Below are 15993 nucleotides of genomic sequence, written 5' to 3' on the forward strand. Positions count from 1 at the left end.
ATATTCTTATTCACAATCCTTCCTCCTACACTCAAACGATCAACTATATAAGTTTAACATTTCTTAATTGAAAAGAGGGACGGACCTTCAATAAGCAATAAAACCCATGGGTCCGTTGCGAATTGGAGGTCCGTCCCTCGCTTAAGTCATATTTACCTGCTTCGTTTTCGCGCCGATTAAGGATAATTGTAACTCAGACGCAGGCAATGGCCTGCTGAAGTGATATCCTTGCCCTACCTGGCATCCATTCCTTTTCAGGAACAACATTTGATTTTCCGTTTCAATGCCTTCTGCGATGGTGGTGAAGTTCATGTTTTGGCTCATATCGATGATGGCTTTGACAATGGATACCTGGTTGGAATCTTCCATAATATCATCTACAAACGATTTATCGATTTTAATACTATCGATTGGTAAGTGCCTTAAATTACTCAATGACGAGTAACCCGTCCCAAAGTCATCCATGGAGATCATGACGCCCACTTTTTTTAACAGATTAAGGACATTCGTCGAAATTTCAAAGTCCTGCATAATGCTCTCTGTTATTTCCAGCTCAAGTCGGTCCGGCTTAAACTCATATTCTGCTAAAATTCCTTTTACCATTTCAACAAATCCGCCATCCTTCATCTGCCTGACGGAAATATTGACTGCAACAGGAATAATGCCCATCCCGGTCTCTTCCCACTCTTTGCTCTGTTTACACGCCTCTCTTAAAACCCACTCCCCGATTGGAACGATCAATCCGGTTTCTTCTGCCAGTGGAATGAATTCAGCCGGGGAAACCATCCCCAATGTAGGATGATGCCAACGTATCAAGGCTTCCACTCCAATTATGTTACGGGTAGCAAGGTCCACCTTGGGCTGATAATGGAGGCACAATTGGTCGAATTCCAATACCTTTCGTAATCCATTTTCAATCTCCATATTCCTTGAAGATGCTTTTTCAAGTTCCGGGTAATAGAATTGATAATTGTTCTTCCCTTGTTCCTTGGCTAAGTACATGGCTGTGTCGGCATGTTTAATCAAACTCTCCTGATCTTTCCCATCCTTTGGATACACGCTGATTCCGATACTCGGGGTAACAAAGAATTCCTGTTCCTGAATGAAGATCGGACTGATGAAACTTTGTAAAATTTCTTTCGTCTTTGCTGCAACCTCTCCTTCACTCATATTGGAGAGGATAATAATAAATTCATCTCCACCTTGTCTAAACACAATCCCCTTGTCGCTTACCACCTTTTTCAAGCGAAAGGCGACCTTCCCCAATATTGCGTCTCCAGTGGTATGCCCTTTTGTATCATTAATGACTTTAAAGCGATCCAAATCTAAAAATAATATTGCCATCGATTGATCGGGATGGTCACGCAATGACCCGCTTAAATGTTGTTTGAACTTATTCCGATTCGGAAGGCCCGTCAGCGAATCATAATAGGCCATGGCATGAATCGTCTTCTCCGCTTTCTTTCGATTGGTGATATCCCTGCCGATCAATTGAATAGCCATCCTTCCCCCATATAAAATGGGCATGGCGGAAATCTCCAACTCTATCTCATCACCGTTAAGGCGATAAACGGTCAGTTCAAAACGTTCACCTGAAGTAGAGCCATTGGTACCTTCCCTGATCATCCTGATATTCTCATCACTGGTAAATCGGGAAACATGTTGGTTTAGGATATCAGCCGGGCTCTCTGCACCGATCAGCCTGCTTCCCGCTTCATTGATATAATCAAAGGTTTGGTTACTGATCACTGCAATGATATCAGGTGACAAGTCGACTAAACTGCGATATTGATCTTCGCTCTCCTTGCGGTTGGTGATATCAAATAACACACTGGTAAAAGAAGTCATTTCCCCGTGTTCATCCAAGGTCGGGATGCCCCGGTCCTGTATCCAGCGAACCTGTCCATCGGGTCTAATGATCCGGTAAATGCTCACACATGCCTGACCGGAACCAAGATTCTTCGCTCTCTCTTCCAATACCGGCATGTCTTCAGGATAAATCACTTTTTTCCACAGAAGTGTATCCTGATAGAAGTCATTTAATGGATATCCGTACAAATTTTCAATACCAGGGGTGATCAAGAGAACATCTGATTTTAAATCATGGGACCAAATGGCCACATCCAGCGTATCAAAAATATTGTTTAAATTCTTATTGCTATTGGATAATTCCCTGGAAGCACTCCAATTCCCCCTAAAAAGGATGAACAATAGAGCAAGCATACAGAACACTAAACCTGTGTGAAGGAAGAGTGACCCTTCCCATTTCGTTTGATCGTTTGTCTTCCATGAAAAATCGAGGATTTCCAAGAAGATCATGGTAATAAAAAGGATGAGGACTGTTTTCTTATTTTGTGTCAATAACATTCATTACGCTCCTGAATATAAGAATTTCTTCTAATCCAAGTGTACTATTTATGGCTTTCATTCACAATACAGCTAAAAATTTCCTGTCACAATCAAAAAGAACCAGCTCTCCTAAAGAGAGCCGGCTCAAACATTCTAATACGATACACCCGTCCGTGTATGCGTCTTCTTAAATTCACTCATATCCGGGTCGAAATAATCTTCATTGAATGCAGGGACGAACTTACCGTCCTTCAAGTAACCGGATCCCCATGTCGGATCCAGGGTCACCCATTCCCCGTCAAGATTCGCCTCCACCCACGCATGCCTTCCCGGAAAAATACCGCCTGCCCTGCCTTCCACGAATCTCGCCTCAATCTCGCTGGCACGAAGCATGGCAATGGCCAGATACGCATAATCCTGGCACACGCCGGTTTTGGATCCCAGTGTTTTCAACGCACTGTCATCCCAGTTGAAATCATCATTTTCATACTTTTTAACATCATATGAAACATTCTTTGCGACATAATCATAGATGGCTTTTGCCTTGTCCCTGTCACTTGATTTTCCTGAAGTGACGGTATCTGCCTGCTTCTTGATTTCAGGTGAATCCGACTGAACACCGCGTGAAGGCAGGAGATCCCGCTTGTCTTCACCTGTGGATTCCACTTCGAACTTCGCAAAGCCGAAAAACCTGAAGTAATCACTGTTCTCTTCCTTGATTTCAGGCACACTGAGGGTCACTTCATACGTTCCCGGCCCAAAGCGCAGGTAAAACGAATCATTAAAGGTGAAATCTTCAACAGGGATGACATCCAATGCTTCGTCCTCCCCTTTTTTGGTCGTGATATAAATATGCGACGTTTCCGGGCCGAATTCTGCTTCCGGATCGATGCTTCCCTTAACCCTGTATTGGCCATCCGACTCCTCTCCCCCAAATTGAGGAGATTCTAGGTCCACGCCCCGTTCACGATACGTATCCGCATACTCTATCGGGCTCATCACCCGGTCGGACTCGTTATCTATAAGAAGAGTGGTCGCCGTCTGGTAGTAATTTTCACGGTCTCCATCTGGAACCAGCACCTCGAGCTCGTGCACCCCTTTTCCGTAAAACAAGGGAACATCATAGTTAAATTCCCCATCCTTCACGGGGATGACATGCTTCCAATTATCCGAATCCTTCTTTAGTCTGAGCATGATCGTATCTTGATCCGAAAGACTGGCAGCCTCTCCTTTTAAAGAAAAGACTTGATTGCCTTTGACATAGCTGGATTTCGTACTTAATGACAGTTCCGCATCCTGACCAAATGGTGTCATTGTCACATCCCTATTGATCTCATGATTCACATTATGGACGGTAAAAGACGCCGTATCATAGTAGTAATTTTCACGGTCCTTGCTGGGAAGTTGCACAGAGACGCTATACTCACCTTCCCCATTGAAAAAATGGATATCCTGTTTGAACTTGCCGTCTTCGATCGGTGTGTAATATTCGAGTTGCCTTCCTCCTGGCCCTTCTTCACTTGCCCTGACCTTTATCCAGACAAAGTCCGATTTTAAATCTTGATACTTTTCAATTTCCCCCTTCACGCTCACCTTTCCATTTGCAGCGAATTCTTTATATACCGGTTCATCGATTGTGACGCCGATTTCCTCGCTGTAGGAGGTGAGTTTCAGAGGTTCTTCTTCCCCAATTTCATCATTCATTTTCTTTACTTCTTTTTCATACGGATCTTCATCCCTTTTACCGTCTTTCTTCCCCTCGCTGCTGGCATTCGAGTCACTGCATGCGGTCACAAACAGGAAACTGCTCAACAAACACAGAACCAAAATCAAAAACGAACGTTTCTCCCTCATGTCTTCCTCCTCTAAACTTCTTTCCTATCTACACATACGAACCAGAAAGCTATTCGTTTCTGATTCTATTTTACTATTCATTTGAGGGACGGACCTCTAGTACGGGTCTGTTTTGAGGTCCGTCCCTCCTCCATTTCTAAATGTGCTTATAATAAATGATGGTCGCCTCTAGTTCCCCGAAAGGCGAGGTGGCGTAATCCGGTATGCGTCCTCCCTTTACGAACTCTAGGGAGGTGTACAAATGATTAGATGGAGCTCCTTCTACTGTATCGAGAATGAGCAAGGTCCGTCCCTCTTCTTTCGCTCTTTTCTCTGCGGATTGCATGAGTTTTTTGGCGATGCCTTTTTGGCGGAACGCGGGGTGAACCATCATTTTGGCGATTTCGGCTCTGTGGGTACCGTTTTGTTTGGTGCAAAGATGGAGCTGCACAGTTCCTGCAATGGCTTCCCCCACCCAGGCTATGTAAAGGATCACATAGGGACGCAGTGCATCACCCCAGAACTCCACTGCAGTAAAGCGATCCATTGGGGATAAAAACCCTATGGACGCCCCGTCATCCACGACTGTCCTTAATAGGTGGGAAAGCTCAACTATATGCTCTTCTATGGTTGTCAGTTCTTTAATTTCCAGGTTTTTATTCATTATGTACCCTCGCCCCTCGAATTTTTTAATTTCTCACCTTTTTCTTTCCTCCATCATTTCTATAATCAAAGTATAACGAGTAATGAACCAACCTTCTAACTTTTTTTGGAATTTCCATACTCTTGTTATACACATACTAGAACAATTCTGTTATACTTAACATATAACAAAACTAGGAGGTGACGCTTTGTTTATCCAAATTGAACCTCAATCGGATACACCGATTTATGCACAGGTAACAAACGGGATCATGGAAGGGATTGTCAGGGGTGAATTGATTCCAGGAGATATCCTTCCTTCTGTACGGAGTCTTGCCGGTGACCTTGGTGTGAACATGCATACCGTGAATAAAAGCTATCATGAATTGGAAAGCAAAGGAGTGATCCGGATTGTTCCGAAGTCGGGTGCCGTCATTTGTTCACCTTCCGAGGGAACGATTCCTCCCCAAAGGTTGAATCAGATTTCAGAAGAATTACGGCCGATCTTAGTCGAATCACTGGTCGCCGGCATGAACGAAGAAGAAATTACAGAATTAGTCGCATCGATCATTTCAAACGTTAAGGGGGATTAAAAAATGGAAATGACTCTTATTTTCGTCACGATAGGCTTTCTGGCAGCACTCCAAATGGCGGTTCCTTTCATTGTGAAGCGAACGGTTGTGTTCGGTGTAACCATACCTGTTGATGAGATAAAGAATACACAACTTCGTCATTATAAAAAACTTTATGCCATCCTGACATTGTTCGTCTCAATCATCGTGTTGGCCACCTATTTCATCTGGTCATCAATGAACACCCTCACAGAAAATGTACTCATATTTGCTGGATTGTTTATGCCCTTTGTCATCTTATTAATCTCGATGGCCCTTTATTTTTATTTTCATATGAAAGTGACGCAATTGAAAAAGCAAGAGCAGTGGTTCAAGGACCGAAAGCAGGTTCGCGTTTCTGAGTTGAACCTCAGAACGAAGGATGAAATGCTCCCATGGATCGTGTACGTCATCCCCATGGTCATCACAGTCGGGTTAGTGGTGTTTACTTTATTAAATTACGCAAGCCTCCCGGACCAGATTCCTACCCACTGGGGACCGGATGGTAAGCCCGATGCTTTCACCGGTAAAACGTATCTTTCCGCTCTGACACTTCCTCTCGTGCTACTGGTGATGAACGCCATGTTCCTCGGGATCAATGAACTCACAAGAAATTCGGGCATCAAGCTGAGCGCCGGGAATGTCAAGGCATCCCGCGTCCGTCAGCTGCGTCTTCGAAAGTACACGAGCTGGCTATTGTTCTTCATTTCCGTCCTGGTGTCCATGCTGTTTACGTTCCTGCAGTTCACCACTCTCTACGAAAATAGCGTCAGTGACCTCCTGATCATCACGATGCCACTTGCCTTCTCTGCACTCGTGCTGATTGGGACAGTCATTCTGGCCATTAAAGTAGGGAAAAAGGATTCAGACCTGGATGTGGAAATCATCGATGAAAGCCCCGGTGATGTGATCAACGCTGACGACGATCAATACTGGAAAGGCGGCCTCATCTACTTCAATCCCGAAGATCCTTCCATCTTCGTCGAAAAGCGCTTCGGAGTAGGCTGGACCCTGAACTTCGCAAGACCCTTGGGATACATCGTCCTCATCGGACCACTCCTTGTCATACTGATCGTGACACTCCTATGATCTAGAGGGACGGACCTCGAAAATCAGGCCAAGACGTGACGCAAACGTCCTGCTGATTTGAGCTCCGTCCCTTTCTTTATGCGGTTTCCACGATTTGTCTTCCTGCCGGACAGTTCCATTATTCACCCGAAACCGAGGTCCGTCCCTACTAAAAAAGGCTCAATCTCTGGAAATTCGACAATTGTTATGGACAGATTGTTCGGAATACTATATAAATAGTAGATGGAAACTCACAAAGAAAACGTTTACAACATGAGATGACAAGGAGGATTCTATGTTAGATGTGCTAGACAAGATTAATTCATTCTTATGGGGGACACCAAGTTTAGTGCTATTATTCGGGACAGGTCTTTTCCTGACCTTTATGCTGAAAGGCCTTCAGTTCCGCAAACTGATGTATGCTTTTAAACTGGCTTTTACGAAGGAGAAGCCTTCTGCATCCTCTGATCAATCTGAAGGGGATATCAGTAATTTCAAAACGCTGATGACGGCTTTATCCGCAACGATCGGAAACGGGAACATTGCCGGAGTGGCAACAGCCCTCACCATCGGGGGACCAGGGGCGATCTTCTGGATGTGGATCGTCGGCCTCCTCGGGATGGCGACGAAATACGCAGAAGCCCTTCTTGCCATGAAATACCGTGTAAAAAATAAAAACGGGGAATACTCCGGCGGTCCTATGTATTATGTAGAAAAAGGCCTTGGAAGCAAGTGGAAGTGGCTGGCCGTCGCATTCGCATTGTTCGGTGCGTTCGCCGCTCTCGGAATCGGAAACAGTGTACAGTCGAATACGATTGCCGATGTCATGGGCACAAGCTTTCACATTAACAATCTGACAACGGGTATCATTCTCGCCGTCCTGACAGGATTGATCATTTTTGGAGGGATTCAGCGGATCAGTACCGTCGCGTCCTTCTTTGTTCCGGTCATGGCGTTCCTGTACATCGGTGGTTCCCTTCTGATTATCGTCTTGAATTACGATATGATCATTCCAGCGTTTAAAATGATTTTCTTCTACGCATTCAATCCTGTGGCCGCTGCTGGTGGATTTACAGGGATCATTATTTCAGAAGCGATCCGCAGCGGGGTATCAAGAGGTATCTTCTCAAACGAAGCAGGCCTTGGTACGGCAGCACTGATTGCCGGTAATGCGAAAACGGATCATCCGGTCAAGCAGGCCCTTGTCGCCATGACAGGAACTTTCATCGTCACGATCGTCGTGTGTACGATGACCGGTCTCGTTCTCTTGATCACAGGTTTCTGGGATCCGACAGGCGGAACGATATCAGGTGTCGAGCACGCACCGAGTCTTGACGGTGGAGCATTGACGAGCGCAGCGTTTGGACATGCCCTTGGTGTGGTTGGAGAGTATATCGTTTCCTTCTCCGTCATCTTCTTTGGATTCTCTACGATCGTCGGATGGTACATGTACGGAGAGAAATGCTTCGAATATATCACGAATTACCGCTTTGCCAATTCCTACAGGCTTATTTACATTTTTGCCACCGGACTTGGTGCAGTCGCGAATCTAGACCTGGTTTGGGCCTTTGCCGACATGTCCAATGCCTTGATGATGATTCCGAACCTGATTGCCTTACTATTACTCTATAAAGTCATCGTTTCGGAAACAAACCATTATTTCAACGAATACATGCCGATGATGGAAGCTCAGCCTAAAAGAAAAGCCAGTTAAACTAAAAACCCGTTGTGATAACGTCATCACAACGGTTTTTTCATTAGGGGAACTTCATATTTACAATGACGGCCATGGATATTGATGACTTCCTTTAACGGATACCGTTTTTGGTAATAGCTGTTCAGACCCTCATTGGCTGCGATGCAATCGAAGCGGATGCTTTTTTTACCGGACGTTCTCATAGCATTTTCAGCCCAATCCAAAAGGCTTGTCCCAATCCCTTTTCCCGCAAAATCTCTGTGAACCGCCAATCTATGTAAGTATGCAACATCATCCCCTGCTTCCTCTCCCCAAATATCCACATCCCATTCATTCGGTGCCGATTCGAGTGTCAGGGTTGCCATCGCTTTCCCATCATGTTCTACGATATAGGTGGAGTCATTTTCAATGGAAGCGATGATTTCTTCTTTGTTTCCTTCAAGATCAGTCAGGTAATAATCCCACTGCTTCGTTCCTTTTGAACGTAACCAGCCAGCTGCATTCACCAATAACTCCAGCACTTCTTCAAGGTCTTCCTTTTTCGCTAGTCTGATATCCTGAATCTCTTCTTTCATGGCCAACCACACCTTTCCTTGTTTTACCAAATCATAACATAGTATTGATTTCCAGGCATAAAAAAACCATCCCTCTTCACAAAGACAAAGGGATGGTTCCATTCCTCAGGCATACCACTTATGCCACATATGGTCATTTCTTCCTCTGGCAAAGGCATCCACCCGGTTGGGTCCCCAGGAAACGACTCCCGGTGATGAACGCACGCCTCCACGGGGAGCACCAAGATCCTCCCAGTTGCTCCAGCGGGAACCGTTCCACCATTTATGCCACATATTGTTGTTGTCTCCACGGACAAAGGTGTCGATTCGATTGGCTGCCCATGAAGAGGCTGCCGGAGCCCCTTCGAACCCACGAGGCGGCGATCCGAGATCTTCCCAATTACTCCATCTTGAACCGTTCCACCACTTATGCCACATCCGGTCATTGTTTCCACGTATAAAGCAATCGATCCGATTGGGTCCCCAGGATACGGCACCCGGTGAATCCCTCAGGCCGCCCCTTGGAGCGCCAAGGTTCTCCCATTGACTCCAGTTCCTGCCGTCCCACCATTTATGCCAAAGATTATTGTCGTATCCTTGGACGAACACATCCAGCCGATTGGCTGACCATGATGACACTGCCGGATCTCCCTTGAAGCCACGCGGCGGCCCTCCAAGGTCTTCCCACTCACTCCAGCTTCTTCCGTCCCACCATTTATGAAAGAGCGTATCCCGGTTCCCCCTTACAAAGGTGTCAATCCTGTTTCTGCCCCACGATACGGCAGCAGGCGAACTCTTCAACCCCCGCCTTGGAGCTCCGAGGTCCTCCCACTCACTCCAGCGGGAACCGTCCCACCATTTATGATACATTCTGTCTTTTTCACTTCTGACAAACGTATCCAGCCGGTTGGCCTGCCAGGATGCAACGGCAGGTGAACCCTTCATCCCACGCGGCGGTGCACCAAGATCCTCCCATTCCCTCCAATTGGCCCGGGAGTCAAATGGATCCGTGTTGTAGACAGGCTCTTGGATATATCCCTGATAAGGGTGATTCTGCGGATAGTAATCATACTGTGGAATGTATTGCGGATAAGTATGTGGTGAGAACATATCTTCATAATCGTTTCTCACTTCTGCTCCAAACGGGTAACACTCATACGCTGTTGGATAAACCGGATAGCGTCGTTGAAAAAACATACTGCATCCCTCCTCAAGCTTACTGTATGCAGAAGCCCAGATGGGTGAGCATGTACGATGATTGACGATTTTTTGTAAAGGTTATCGTATACTTTTTCATAAAGAAAAAAGCACCCTAAACCAAGGTGCTACTACCCTTATGATCGGAATTATACTTTAAACGGCTTTGTCTCCTCAAAGTTTTCATGGTCTTTGCTCTTACCGGCCGGACAGCTTTATACCACTGATAACAAAAAATTACGATCAGAATCAAATCAATCATATCACCGCCATAATACATAAGCATCCCTCCACTCTGTGCCTGATCACGGGGTACTCCATTCGGAGGGTGGGCATATATGTATTTAGACAAAATGCCATGGCCACTCAAGGAAAGGATCAATACAATCCCTCTGTAAATATACCCTGTTCTATGCGGGGCAGGATCAATATAAATCATGGAGATGGTAAAGAGATATCCAGCAAGGAAGACGTGGATGTGTATGAATAAAAATAGCAGTAAATCGTGATGCATGTCCTCGTACAAACTGGTGGTATAAAGAACCCACAGACCTCCTATATTAAGGGTGGCAGCGAAAATGGGGTCACTCACCATTCTGATCATGCGGCTTTTCAGTATGTATGACAGTCTCCTGGCAAGGGGGACTGGCAACGTCCGCAGTGTAATTGTTACCGGCGCAGCTAGCACCAAGAGAAGAGGGGCCAGCATTCCTAAAAGCAGATGACCAAGCATATGAAAAGAAAACTCCATATGTGCCCGCTGAGCCACCGGTCCTGATACAGCAACCAATGCACAGCCGACACCGATGACCCATAAGATTGTACGGGAAACCGGCCATTTTTTATGTTTACGATTGGAAACTACCACAGCAAGGAGGTACAGTACTAATACAACGATAAAAGGAACGGCTAGTAGAATATGAGAATTCGATCCAACGCCTTGAGATACGTTTAAGAAAGAATGATCAGTTTGCATTTGCGGTATTCTCATATTTTTTATATCTCGTATTTACAACCATTACGACCCCGACAAGAATCATAGCAGCCGCACTTGTATTCCAGACCACATCATATATAAGGAGATTGTCAACATAACGGATCTGATGAAGCCCCATCAGCTTATGCTGCACTGTCCCGTCATACAATTGAAACCCTCCTGCTCCAAGCAGAATGCCTCCCCACCATCTTTTCTTCCACAGCCCTTTTTTACGGCGTAAGTCAGCAAACATAAACAAACCTCCGATACTAGCAAACCAGCTAAATGCATGAAAAAAACCATCAGATACGAGCCCGATCGATGTGGTGGACTTGTCATAAAAATGATGCCAATGAAGCAACTGATGAAATACAGCTTCATCTATAAATGCCACGATCCCCATCCCAAATAAGATACCGGCCCATAGATTCCGAGTTGAAGACGTCTTTGTGTAGTTTGCTATCATCGTTACAGCATCCTCCTTTGTAAATTATTAGCCACTCTACCCTTTCCTGTATGTGGGTAAACTTTTATTAAAAGGGGGCCAAAGTGTCCAATTGATGTATTGAAATGCCGGTGTGAACCTATTACTAATAGGTTTACCGTGAAGTACCCGGCAGTATTAAAAATAAAAAACAGGACCTTTCGATTAGAAAAAGGCCCTGTCTTTCCGTGTTATTCTTGAATGATATACTGTTGATACTTCTCAAAGTCACTTACCTTGCATTCAAGGGTCAATTTTGTCCCTGATTCTTCATACTCTGTTTCCACTACATTTGCTTGTTCATTGAAATAAGAAATCAAATGACCTTTATCAAATGGAATAAGCATCTGACACTTTTTGTAGTCTTTAAAAATATAGCTTTTCACAACATGGAGCAATTCGTCCATCCCGATTCTATTCTTGGCCGATAAATAAATTCGATCCTTTTCGACTCTGGGAACTTCTCCTTCCACTAACTCTGCTTTATTAAAGGCATAGATGACCGGAATATCTCCTACTCCAATGCCTTCAAGTGTTTTGTCAGTCACGTTCATCAATTTCTCATGATGTGGATCGGAATAGTCTACCACGTGTATGATCAGATCCGCTTCCAGCACTTCTTCAAGAGTGGAACGGAATGCCTTGACCAGCTGATGGGGGAGTTTGTTTACGAACCCGACCGTATCGGTCAGAAGAAATTCCTTTTTGTCCGGTAAGGTGATGTTTCTGACCGATGTTTCCAGGGTCGCAAATAACATATCCTTCTCGAATACCTGCTTGTTCTCATTCGGATGGAAGGTTTCGACAAATGCATTCATGGTCGTCGATTTACCCGCATTCGTGTACCCGACCAGGGAAACGACAGGGATTTCACTCTTTTTACGCTGTTTCCGCTGTGTGGTTCTCAGGTCGACCAGTGAATCCAGTTCTTTATTCAAGGCCGTTATTTTTTCTTCGATCCGGCGGCGGTCAAGCTCCAGCTTCGTTTCACCGGCTCCACGGTTCGCAAGTCCCGACCCGCCACCTTGACGGCCCAGTGATTCCCTGCGTCCAACCAGACGGGGAAGCATGTATTGCAGTTGTGCCACCTCGACTTGCAGCTGTGCTTCACGGGTTTTTGCCCGTTCTGCAAAGATATCGAGAATCAGCATCGTTCTGTCCATCACCCGGACATCAAGCTTTTCTTCGAGGACCCGGATCTGAGAAGGAGCAAGTTCATCGTTTGTAATCAGAACATCCGCTTCCCACTCTTCTATGAGCGGCAGCAGTTCGTCAATCTTCCCTTTTCCGATATAATGCACGTGATTCGGCCGGGGCAGGTTCTGAGTCAGTTCCCCCACGACATCGATTTGCCTAGCATCGGCCAATCCTTTCAACTCTAACATCGAATACTCAAAGTCATTGTTTTTATCCTTCGTATTAACCCCTATGGCGATTGCTTTTAATCTTTCTTCCATTACATAGTCACTTCCTATTTGTTTTTTTTGGTCATATGGTGCAGAAAAAAGCACAGGCCTCCGCCTGTGCTTTTTGTAAATGGATTTGAATATACCAATGGCGCAAGAAGAAGACCGCATTTTCCCCCTGCATGTTTTCATTAATAAAACACACACTAACGCCTCTCGGTACGTATTCAATTCTATTTTTAAGAGAGTGCCATGCGCACTCCCTTCACCTTCATTTCACGTTAAATGAAGAATTCCTTTAAAAATAGTCAGACCAATCCCATTTACCCTGCACACAGGCAGAGCCTTTGAACTTATTCAATTAAGCGTTCAAATTGCGGATGCGTAGTCTGATCAAAATCAAAAGGAAAACCTCCATTTCTCATAAGTTACCCCCATTCTACCACACCCTGTGATGGATGGGAAGATATGGTTTGAGGGACGGACCTCCAAATTCGTTGATCACTGGTCCCGCCCAGGATCTTTTGAGGTCCGTCCCTCACCGCATTACCCCACTAAAGAAAAGAACCCCCAATCCTTCCCCTTTCCCGGTTGATTCATAAACGGAATGAGGTAAAGTTTGAGGTCCGTCCCTCTAGCTTACAGGATATCTTTGAAGTCCCGCGCCTGCAGGTCGAGGCGTCGGGCTGCACGGCCGATTTCTTTAAAGGCCAGGACGGCGTGTTCGTTGAGGCCCTGGTTGTTTGAAATGCCTGATTGTGACCGGAGTGTTCCTTCATTGATTTTTTTGATTTCGCCTGTGATTCCTTCCACATGGGCGTTCACTTCCTGAATGGAATCCTGGACCCTTGTGGCAAGCTTTCTCACTTCACCTGCTACCACATTGAATCCTCTTCCATGTTCTCCGGCACGTGCCGCTTCAATGGCGGCATTCAGTGCAAGAAGATTGGTTTGAGTCGCAATCTCCCTGATCGTCTTGACAATATTCCCGATCGAATGTGCCTCCAGAGTAAGAGACTCCAAGGTTTTCATATTTTCATTTGAGTCCTCGACCAGTTTCCCGGTTGCAATAGCCGCTTCTTCACTTCTTGTGATCCCCTGCTCAGCTTTTTCACTTAGCTCTTCAGACATCTTCTGTAATTCAGAAGCGACCTTTCCAATCGTTGTTTCCCGTTCCGTAATATCCGTCGCGATCTTTACAACACCTTCAAGTTTTCCTTCTTCACTATATACCGGTGTATATGTAGCCTCCAACCAAAGAAGTTTTCCGGTCTTCGTGACCCGCTGAATTTTCTCCTGAAAGCTTTTCCCATTCCTTAAATCCCGCCACAACTTCTTATAATCCAGACTGCCGGCAAACTCCGTTGTACAAAATGTCTGATGGTGCATCCCAATCATTTCTTCTATATCATATTCCATCGTCCTTGCAAAATTCCCGTTCACCCAGAGCACATTTCCGTTCCCATCGAATTCTATCATAGCAAGCGATTCTTCAATGGCTGCAAGTATAGCAGACTCCTTAAATACTTGAGTACTATTTCTTGATTTGGTTTTCAGCACTTCGCAACACTTCCTCTTTCTCAAAAAAATTAGTAGAGACAAAACAAATATGTACCAAAGAGATAGTAATCGTTTTATGAAGGCTCTCCGCTTGGCAATGTGCTGGCCGGTTGCGCCACTCGCTCCTATTCACAAACAGCGCCCATTTCACCAGTGAATGATCTTTGCTTCCAACTCATATATTTGTAAGACTATCCTAATAGTTAGACCTCTATTTAACAACTATTATCCTCTGAATTTTATAAATTTTCTTCTATTTATCTATTTCAACGAAAAAAGACCCCCATCCCACATACAACCTTTGATGCAAAGGCTGCCGTAAAATTGGAGGTCCGTCCCTCATATTATTCTGTACCCTTTTTCCACTCATCTTCTTCGATCAGCATTTTACCCGGCCAAGTGTAAGCCATGATGCCTCCGTCTGCTGTGATGTCTTCACCTGTCACGTAGGAGCTGTCGTCCGATGCGAGGAACAGGGCCACCGTCGCCATTTCTTCCGGTCTTCCCAAACGGCCCATCGGTGTGATCCACTTATTGGCCTCCCTGAATTCCTCACCCATCTTTTCCTGTTTGCTCCCGACGAGATCGTCAATCAGTGGGGTCTCGATTGTTCCAGGTGAGAGGGAATTCACTCGGATGCCATGTCGCGCATAATCAATGGCCATGGCCTTCGTAAAGTTGATGATTCCACCCTTTGCCGCATTGTAGCCAGACCGATCCAGATCTGCCGCATGGCCGGACATGGACGCCGTATTGATAATGGATCCGCCATTTTCGAGCATAAGCGGGATTAGATACTTGCTGCATAAAAAAGTCCCTCGCAAATCCACTGCGATGATCCGATCAAATAGTTCGACAGGATATTCATGCACCTTACCACCCTGTTCATCTACCCCGGCGTTGTTAAAGAGGACATCGATCACACCAAATTTCCCCTTTATCTTTTCAGCAAACGACGTGATACTTTCCTCACTGGAAACATCGAGGTGGAATGCTTCTGCCTTTCCACCATCGCTTCTGATCCCATCGACTGTTTTATTCATTTCCTCTTCATTAACATCTGCACAAACCACCGTCGCACCTTCACGGGCGAACACTTTGGCGGTCGCTGCCCCGATCCCTGTGGCAGCTCCTGTTATCACCGCAACCTTATCTTCTAGCCTTCTCATAAAGTAATACCTCCTCGAAATATCTCATGGATAGTATTTTCCCCTTATGTGAAATAGTAAACATAGAGAGGGACGGACCTCCACAGGGCCTGTTTCATCTTCGAATGAAAGGCATTTGGAGGTCCGTCCCTCATAAAAGAAATTATATTAGCATCCCAAAGTACTGCAAACTGCGTTTTTCAACACAGATACCAGGTTGCTGTTTGGAGCCAAGATCGATACTAATAGCCAAGCGACCAGCAATAATACGGCAATCAGAAAGGTGACAAGTCCTAAAGACATCTAAAATCCCCCCTTTCTCTTTATAACTCTAGTAAGTGAGCTCTCTTACAAGGTTATTCTATGAAAAAATGATAGAGTTGGACCGGCATTTATAATAGAAAAGAAAAAAAGGGCCATACCCCGTCTTAACAAAACCTTCACAAATAATGGGTATTTCGTGTGATTG

General features: G+C 45.3%; 14 protein-coding genes. 3 read left to right on the top strand and 11 right to left on the bottom strand.

Annotated features, from left to right (window positions below):
* Nucleotides 1–141: 141 nt before the first annotated feature.
* From BVI01S_RS05425 to BVI01S_RS05435, 3 genes are all read right to left on the bottom strand, one after another.
* Entirely contained in the window at nt 142–2367 is a 2226-nt protein-coding gene (locus tag BVI01S_RS05425; RefSeq protein ID WP_061809549.1) for a bifunctional diguanylate cyclase/phosphodiesterase, read from the bottom strand.
* A gap of 135 nt (nt 2368–2502) precedes the next feature.
* Entirely contained in the window at nt 2503–4203 is a 1701-nt protein-coding gene (locus tag BVI01S_RS05430; protein ID WP_061809550.1) for a transglutaminase domain-containing protein, read from the bottom strand.
* Between the two features lie 136 nt (nt 4204–4339).
* Entirely contained in the window at nt 4340–4846 is a 507-nt protein-coding gene (locus tag BVI01S_RS05435) for a GNAT family N-acetyltransferase (RefSeq protein WP_061809551.1), read from the bottom strand.
* Nucleotides 4847–5033: 187 nt separating this feature from the next.
* Here BVI01S_RS05435 and BVI01S_RS05440 point away from each other — a divergent pair, with 187 nt between their 5' ends.
* The 3 genes from BVI01S_RS05440 (at nt 5034) to BVI01S_RS05450 (ending at nt 8217) form a co-directional block, all read left to right on the top strand.
* Nucleotides 5034–5417: a GntR family transcriptional regulator gene (locus BVI01S_RS05440; RefSeq protein WP_034762336.1), complete on the top strand. Its 384-nt coding sequence runs from the start codon at nt 5034–5036 to the stop codon at nt 5415–5417.
* A 3-nt stretch (nt 5418–5420) separates the two neighbouring features.
* A complete protein-coding gene (locus BVI01S_RS05445; protein ID WP_061809552.1) occupies nt 5421–6524 on the top strand; it encodes a DUF1648 domain-containing protein in 1104 nt (367 codons plus the stop codon).
* Nucleotides 6525–6798: 274 nt separating this feature from the next.
* Nucleotides 6799–8217, top strand: a complete 1419-nt coding sequence (locus BVI01S_RS05450) for an alanine/glycine:cation symporter family protein (protein ID WP_034762334.1) — start codon at nt 6799–6801, stop codon at nt 8215–8217.
* A gap of 26 nt (nt 8218–8243) precedes the next feature.
* On the opposite strand, the gene BVI01S_RS05455 is transcribed toward BVI01S_RS05450, so the two are convergent.
* The 8 genes from BVI01S_RS05455 to BVI01S_RS23095 all read right to left on the bottom strand — a co-directional run bounded on the left by BVI01S_RS05455 (nt 8244) and on the right by BVI01S_RS23095 (nt 15827).
* Nucleotides 8244–8774 carry a GNAT family N-acetyltransferase gene (locus BVI01S_RS05455; RefSeq protein WP_167562098.1) on the bottom strand — a complete coding sequence of 177 codons (531 nt, stop codon included), beginning with the start codon at nt 8772–8774 and terminating at the stop codon, nt 8244–8246.
* 105 nt (nt 8775–8879) lie between these two features.
* Complete coding sequence (locus BVI01S_RS05460; protein ID WP_061809553.1) at nt 8880–9950, bottom strand: PLL family lectin; 1071 nt, start codon at nt 9948–9950, stop codon at nt 8880–8882.
* A gap of 115 nt (nt 9951–10065) precedes the next feature.
* A complete protein-coding gene (locus BVI01S_RS05465; protein WP_061809554.1) occupies nt 10066–10926 on the bottom strand; it encodes a cytochrome c oxidase assembly protein in 861 nt (286 codons plus the stop codon).
* Nucleotides 10916–11392: a DUF2243 domain-containing protein gene (locus BVI01S_RS05470; protein WP_034762331.1), complete on the bottom strand. Its 477-nt coding sequence runs from the start codon at nt 11390–11392 to the stop codon at nt 10916–10918. The genes BVI01S_RS05465 and BVI01S_RS05470 overlap by 11 nt, the downstream gene beginning before the upstream one ends.
* Nucleotides 11393–11601: 209 nt before the next feature.
* Nucleotides 11602–12867, bottom strand: coding sequence for a GTPase HflX (gene hflX, locus BVI01S_RS05475; protein WP_061809555.1), 1266 nt, complete (start codon nt 12865–12867; stop codon nt 11602–11604).
* A 588-nt stretch (nt 12868–13455) separates the two neighbouring features.
* A complete protein-coding gene (locus BVI01S_RS23090) occupies nt 13456–14376 on the bottom strand; it encodes a methyl-accepting chemotaxis protein (RefSeq protein WP_061809556.1) in 921 nt (306 codons plus the stop codon).
* Nucleotides 14377–14720: 344 nt separating this feature from the next.
* Nucleotides 14721–15545 carry an SDR family oxidoreductase gene (locus BVI01S_RS05485; RefSeq protein ID WP_034762324.1) on the bottom strand — a complete coding sequence of 275 codons (825 nt, stop codon included), beginning with the start codon at nt 15543–15545 and terminating at the stop codon, nt 14721–14723.
* Nucleotides 15546–15692: 147 nt separating this feature from the next.
* The gene (locus BVI01S_RS23095; protein ID WP_256504009.1) at nt 15693–15827 is read right to left on the bottom strand and encodes a hypothetical protein; all 135 of its coding nucleotides are present in this window, start codon (nt 15825–15827) and stop codon (nt 15693–15695) included.
* Nucleotides 15828–15993: the final 166 nt, after the last annotated feature.

The organism is Rossellomorea vietnamensis NBRC 101237, assembly GCF_001591825.1.
GTDB lineage: Bacteria > Bacillota > Bacilli > Bacillales > Bacillaceae_B > Rossellomorea > Rossellomorea vietnamensis.

What these genes read in the sequence shown, in the direction of transcription:
- BVI01S_RS05425 (WP_061809549.1), bottom strand. Translation starts at nt 2,367, where the DNA reads ATGTTATTGACACAAAATAAGAAAACAGTCCTCATCCTTTTTATTACC.
- BVI01S_RS23095 (WP_256504009.1), bottom strand. Translation starts at nt 15,827, where the DNA reads ATGTCTTTAGGACTTGTCACCTTTCTGATTGCCGTATTATTGCTGGTC.
- BVI01S_RS05470 (WP_034762331.1), bottom strand. Translation starts at nt 11,392, where the DNA reads ATGATAGCAAACTACACAAAGACGTCTTCAACTCGGAATCTATGGGCC.
- BVI01S_RS05445 (WP_061809552.1), top strand. Translation starts at nt 5,421, where the DNA reads ATGGAAATGACTCTTATTTTCGTCACGATAGGCTTTCTGGCAGCACTC.
- hflX (WP_061809555.1), bottom strand. Translation starts at nt 12,867, where the DNA reads ATGGAAGAAAGATTAAAAGCAATCGCCATAGGGGTTAATACGAAGGAT.
- BVI01S_RS05455 (WP_167562098.1), bottom strand. Translation starts at nt 8,774, where the DNA reads ATGAAAGAAGAGATTCAGGATATCAGACTAGCGAAAAAGGAAGACCTT.
- BVI01S_RS05435 (WP_061809551.1), bottom strand. Translation starts at nt 4,846, where the DNA reads ATGAATAAAAACCTGGAAATTAAAGAACTGACAACCATAGAAGAGCAT.
- BVI01S_RS05450 (WP_034762334.1), top strand. Translation starts at nt 6,799, where the DNA reads ATGTTAGATGTGCTAGACAAGATTAATTCATTCTTATGGGGGACACCA.
- BVI01S_RS05430 (WP_061809550.1), bottom strand. Translation starts at nt 4,203, where the DNA reads ATGAGGGAGAAACGTTCGTTTTTGATTTTGGTTCTGTGTTTGTTGAGC.
- BVI01S_RS05460 (WP_061809553.1), bottom strand. Translation starts at nt 9,950, where the DNA reads ATGTTTTTTCAACGACGCTATCCGGTTTATCCAACAGCGTATGAGTGT.
- BVI01S_RS05465 (WP_061809554.1), bottom strand. Translation starts at nt 10,926, where the DNA reads ATGCAAACTGATCATTCTTTCTTAAACGTATCTCAAGGCGTTGGATCG.
- BVI01S_RS05485 (WP_034762324.1), bottom strand. Translation starts at nt 15,545, where the DNA reads ATGAGAAGGCTAGAAGATAAGGTTGCGGTGATAACAGGAGCTGCCACA.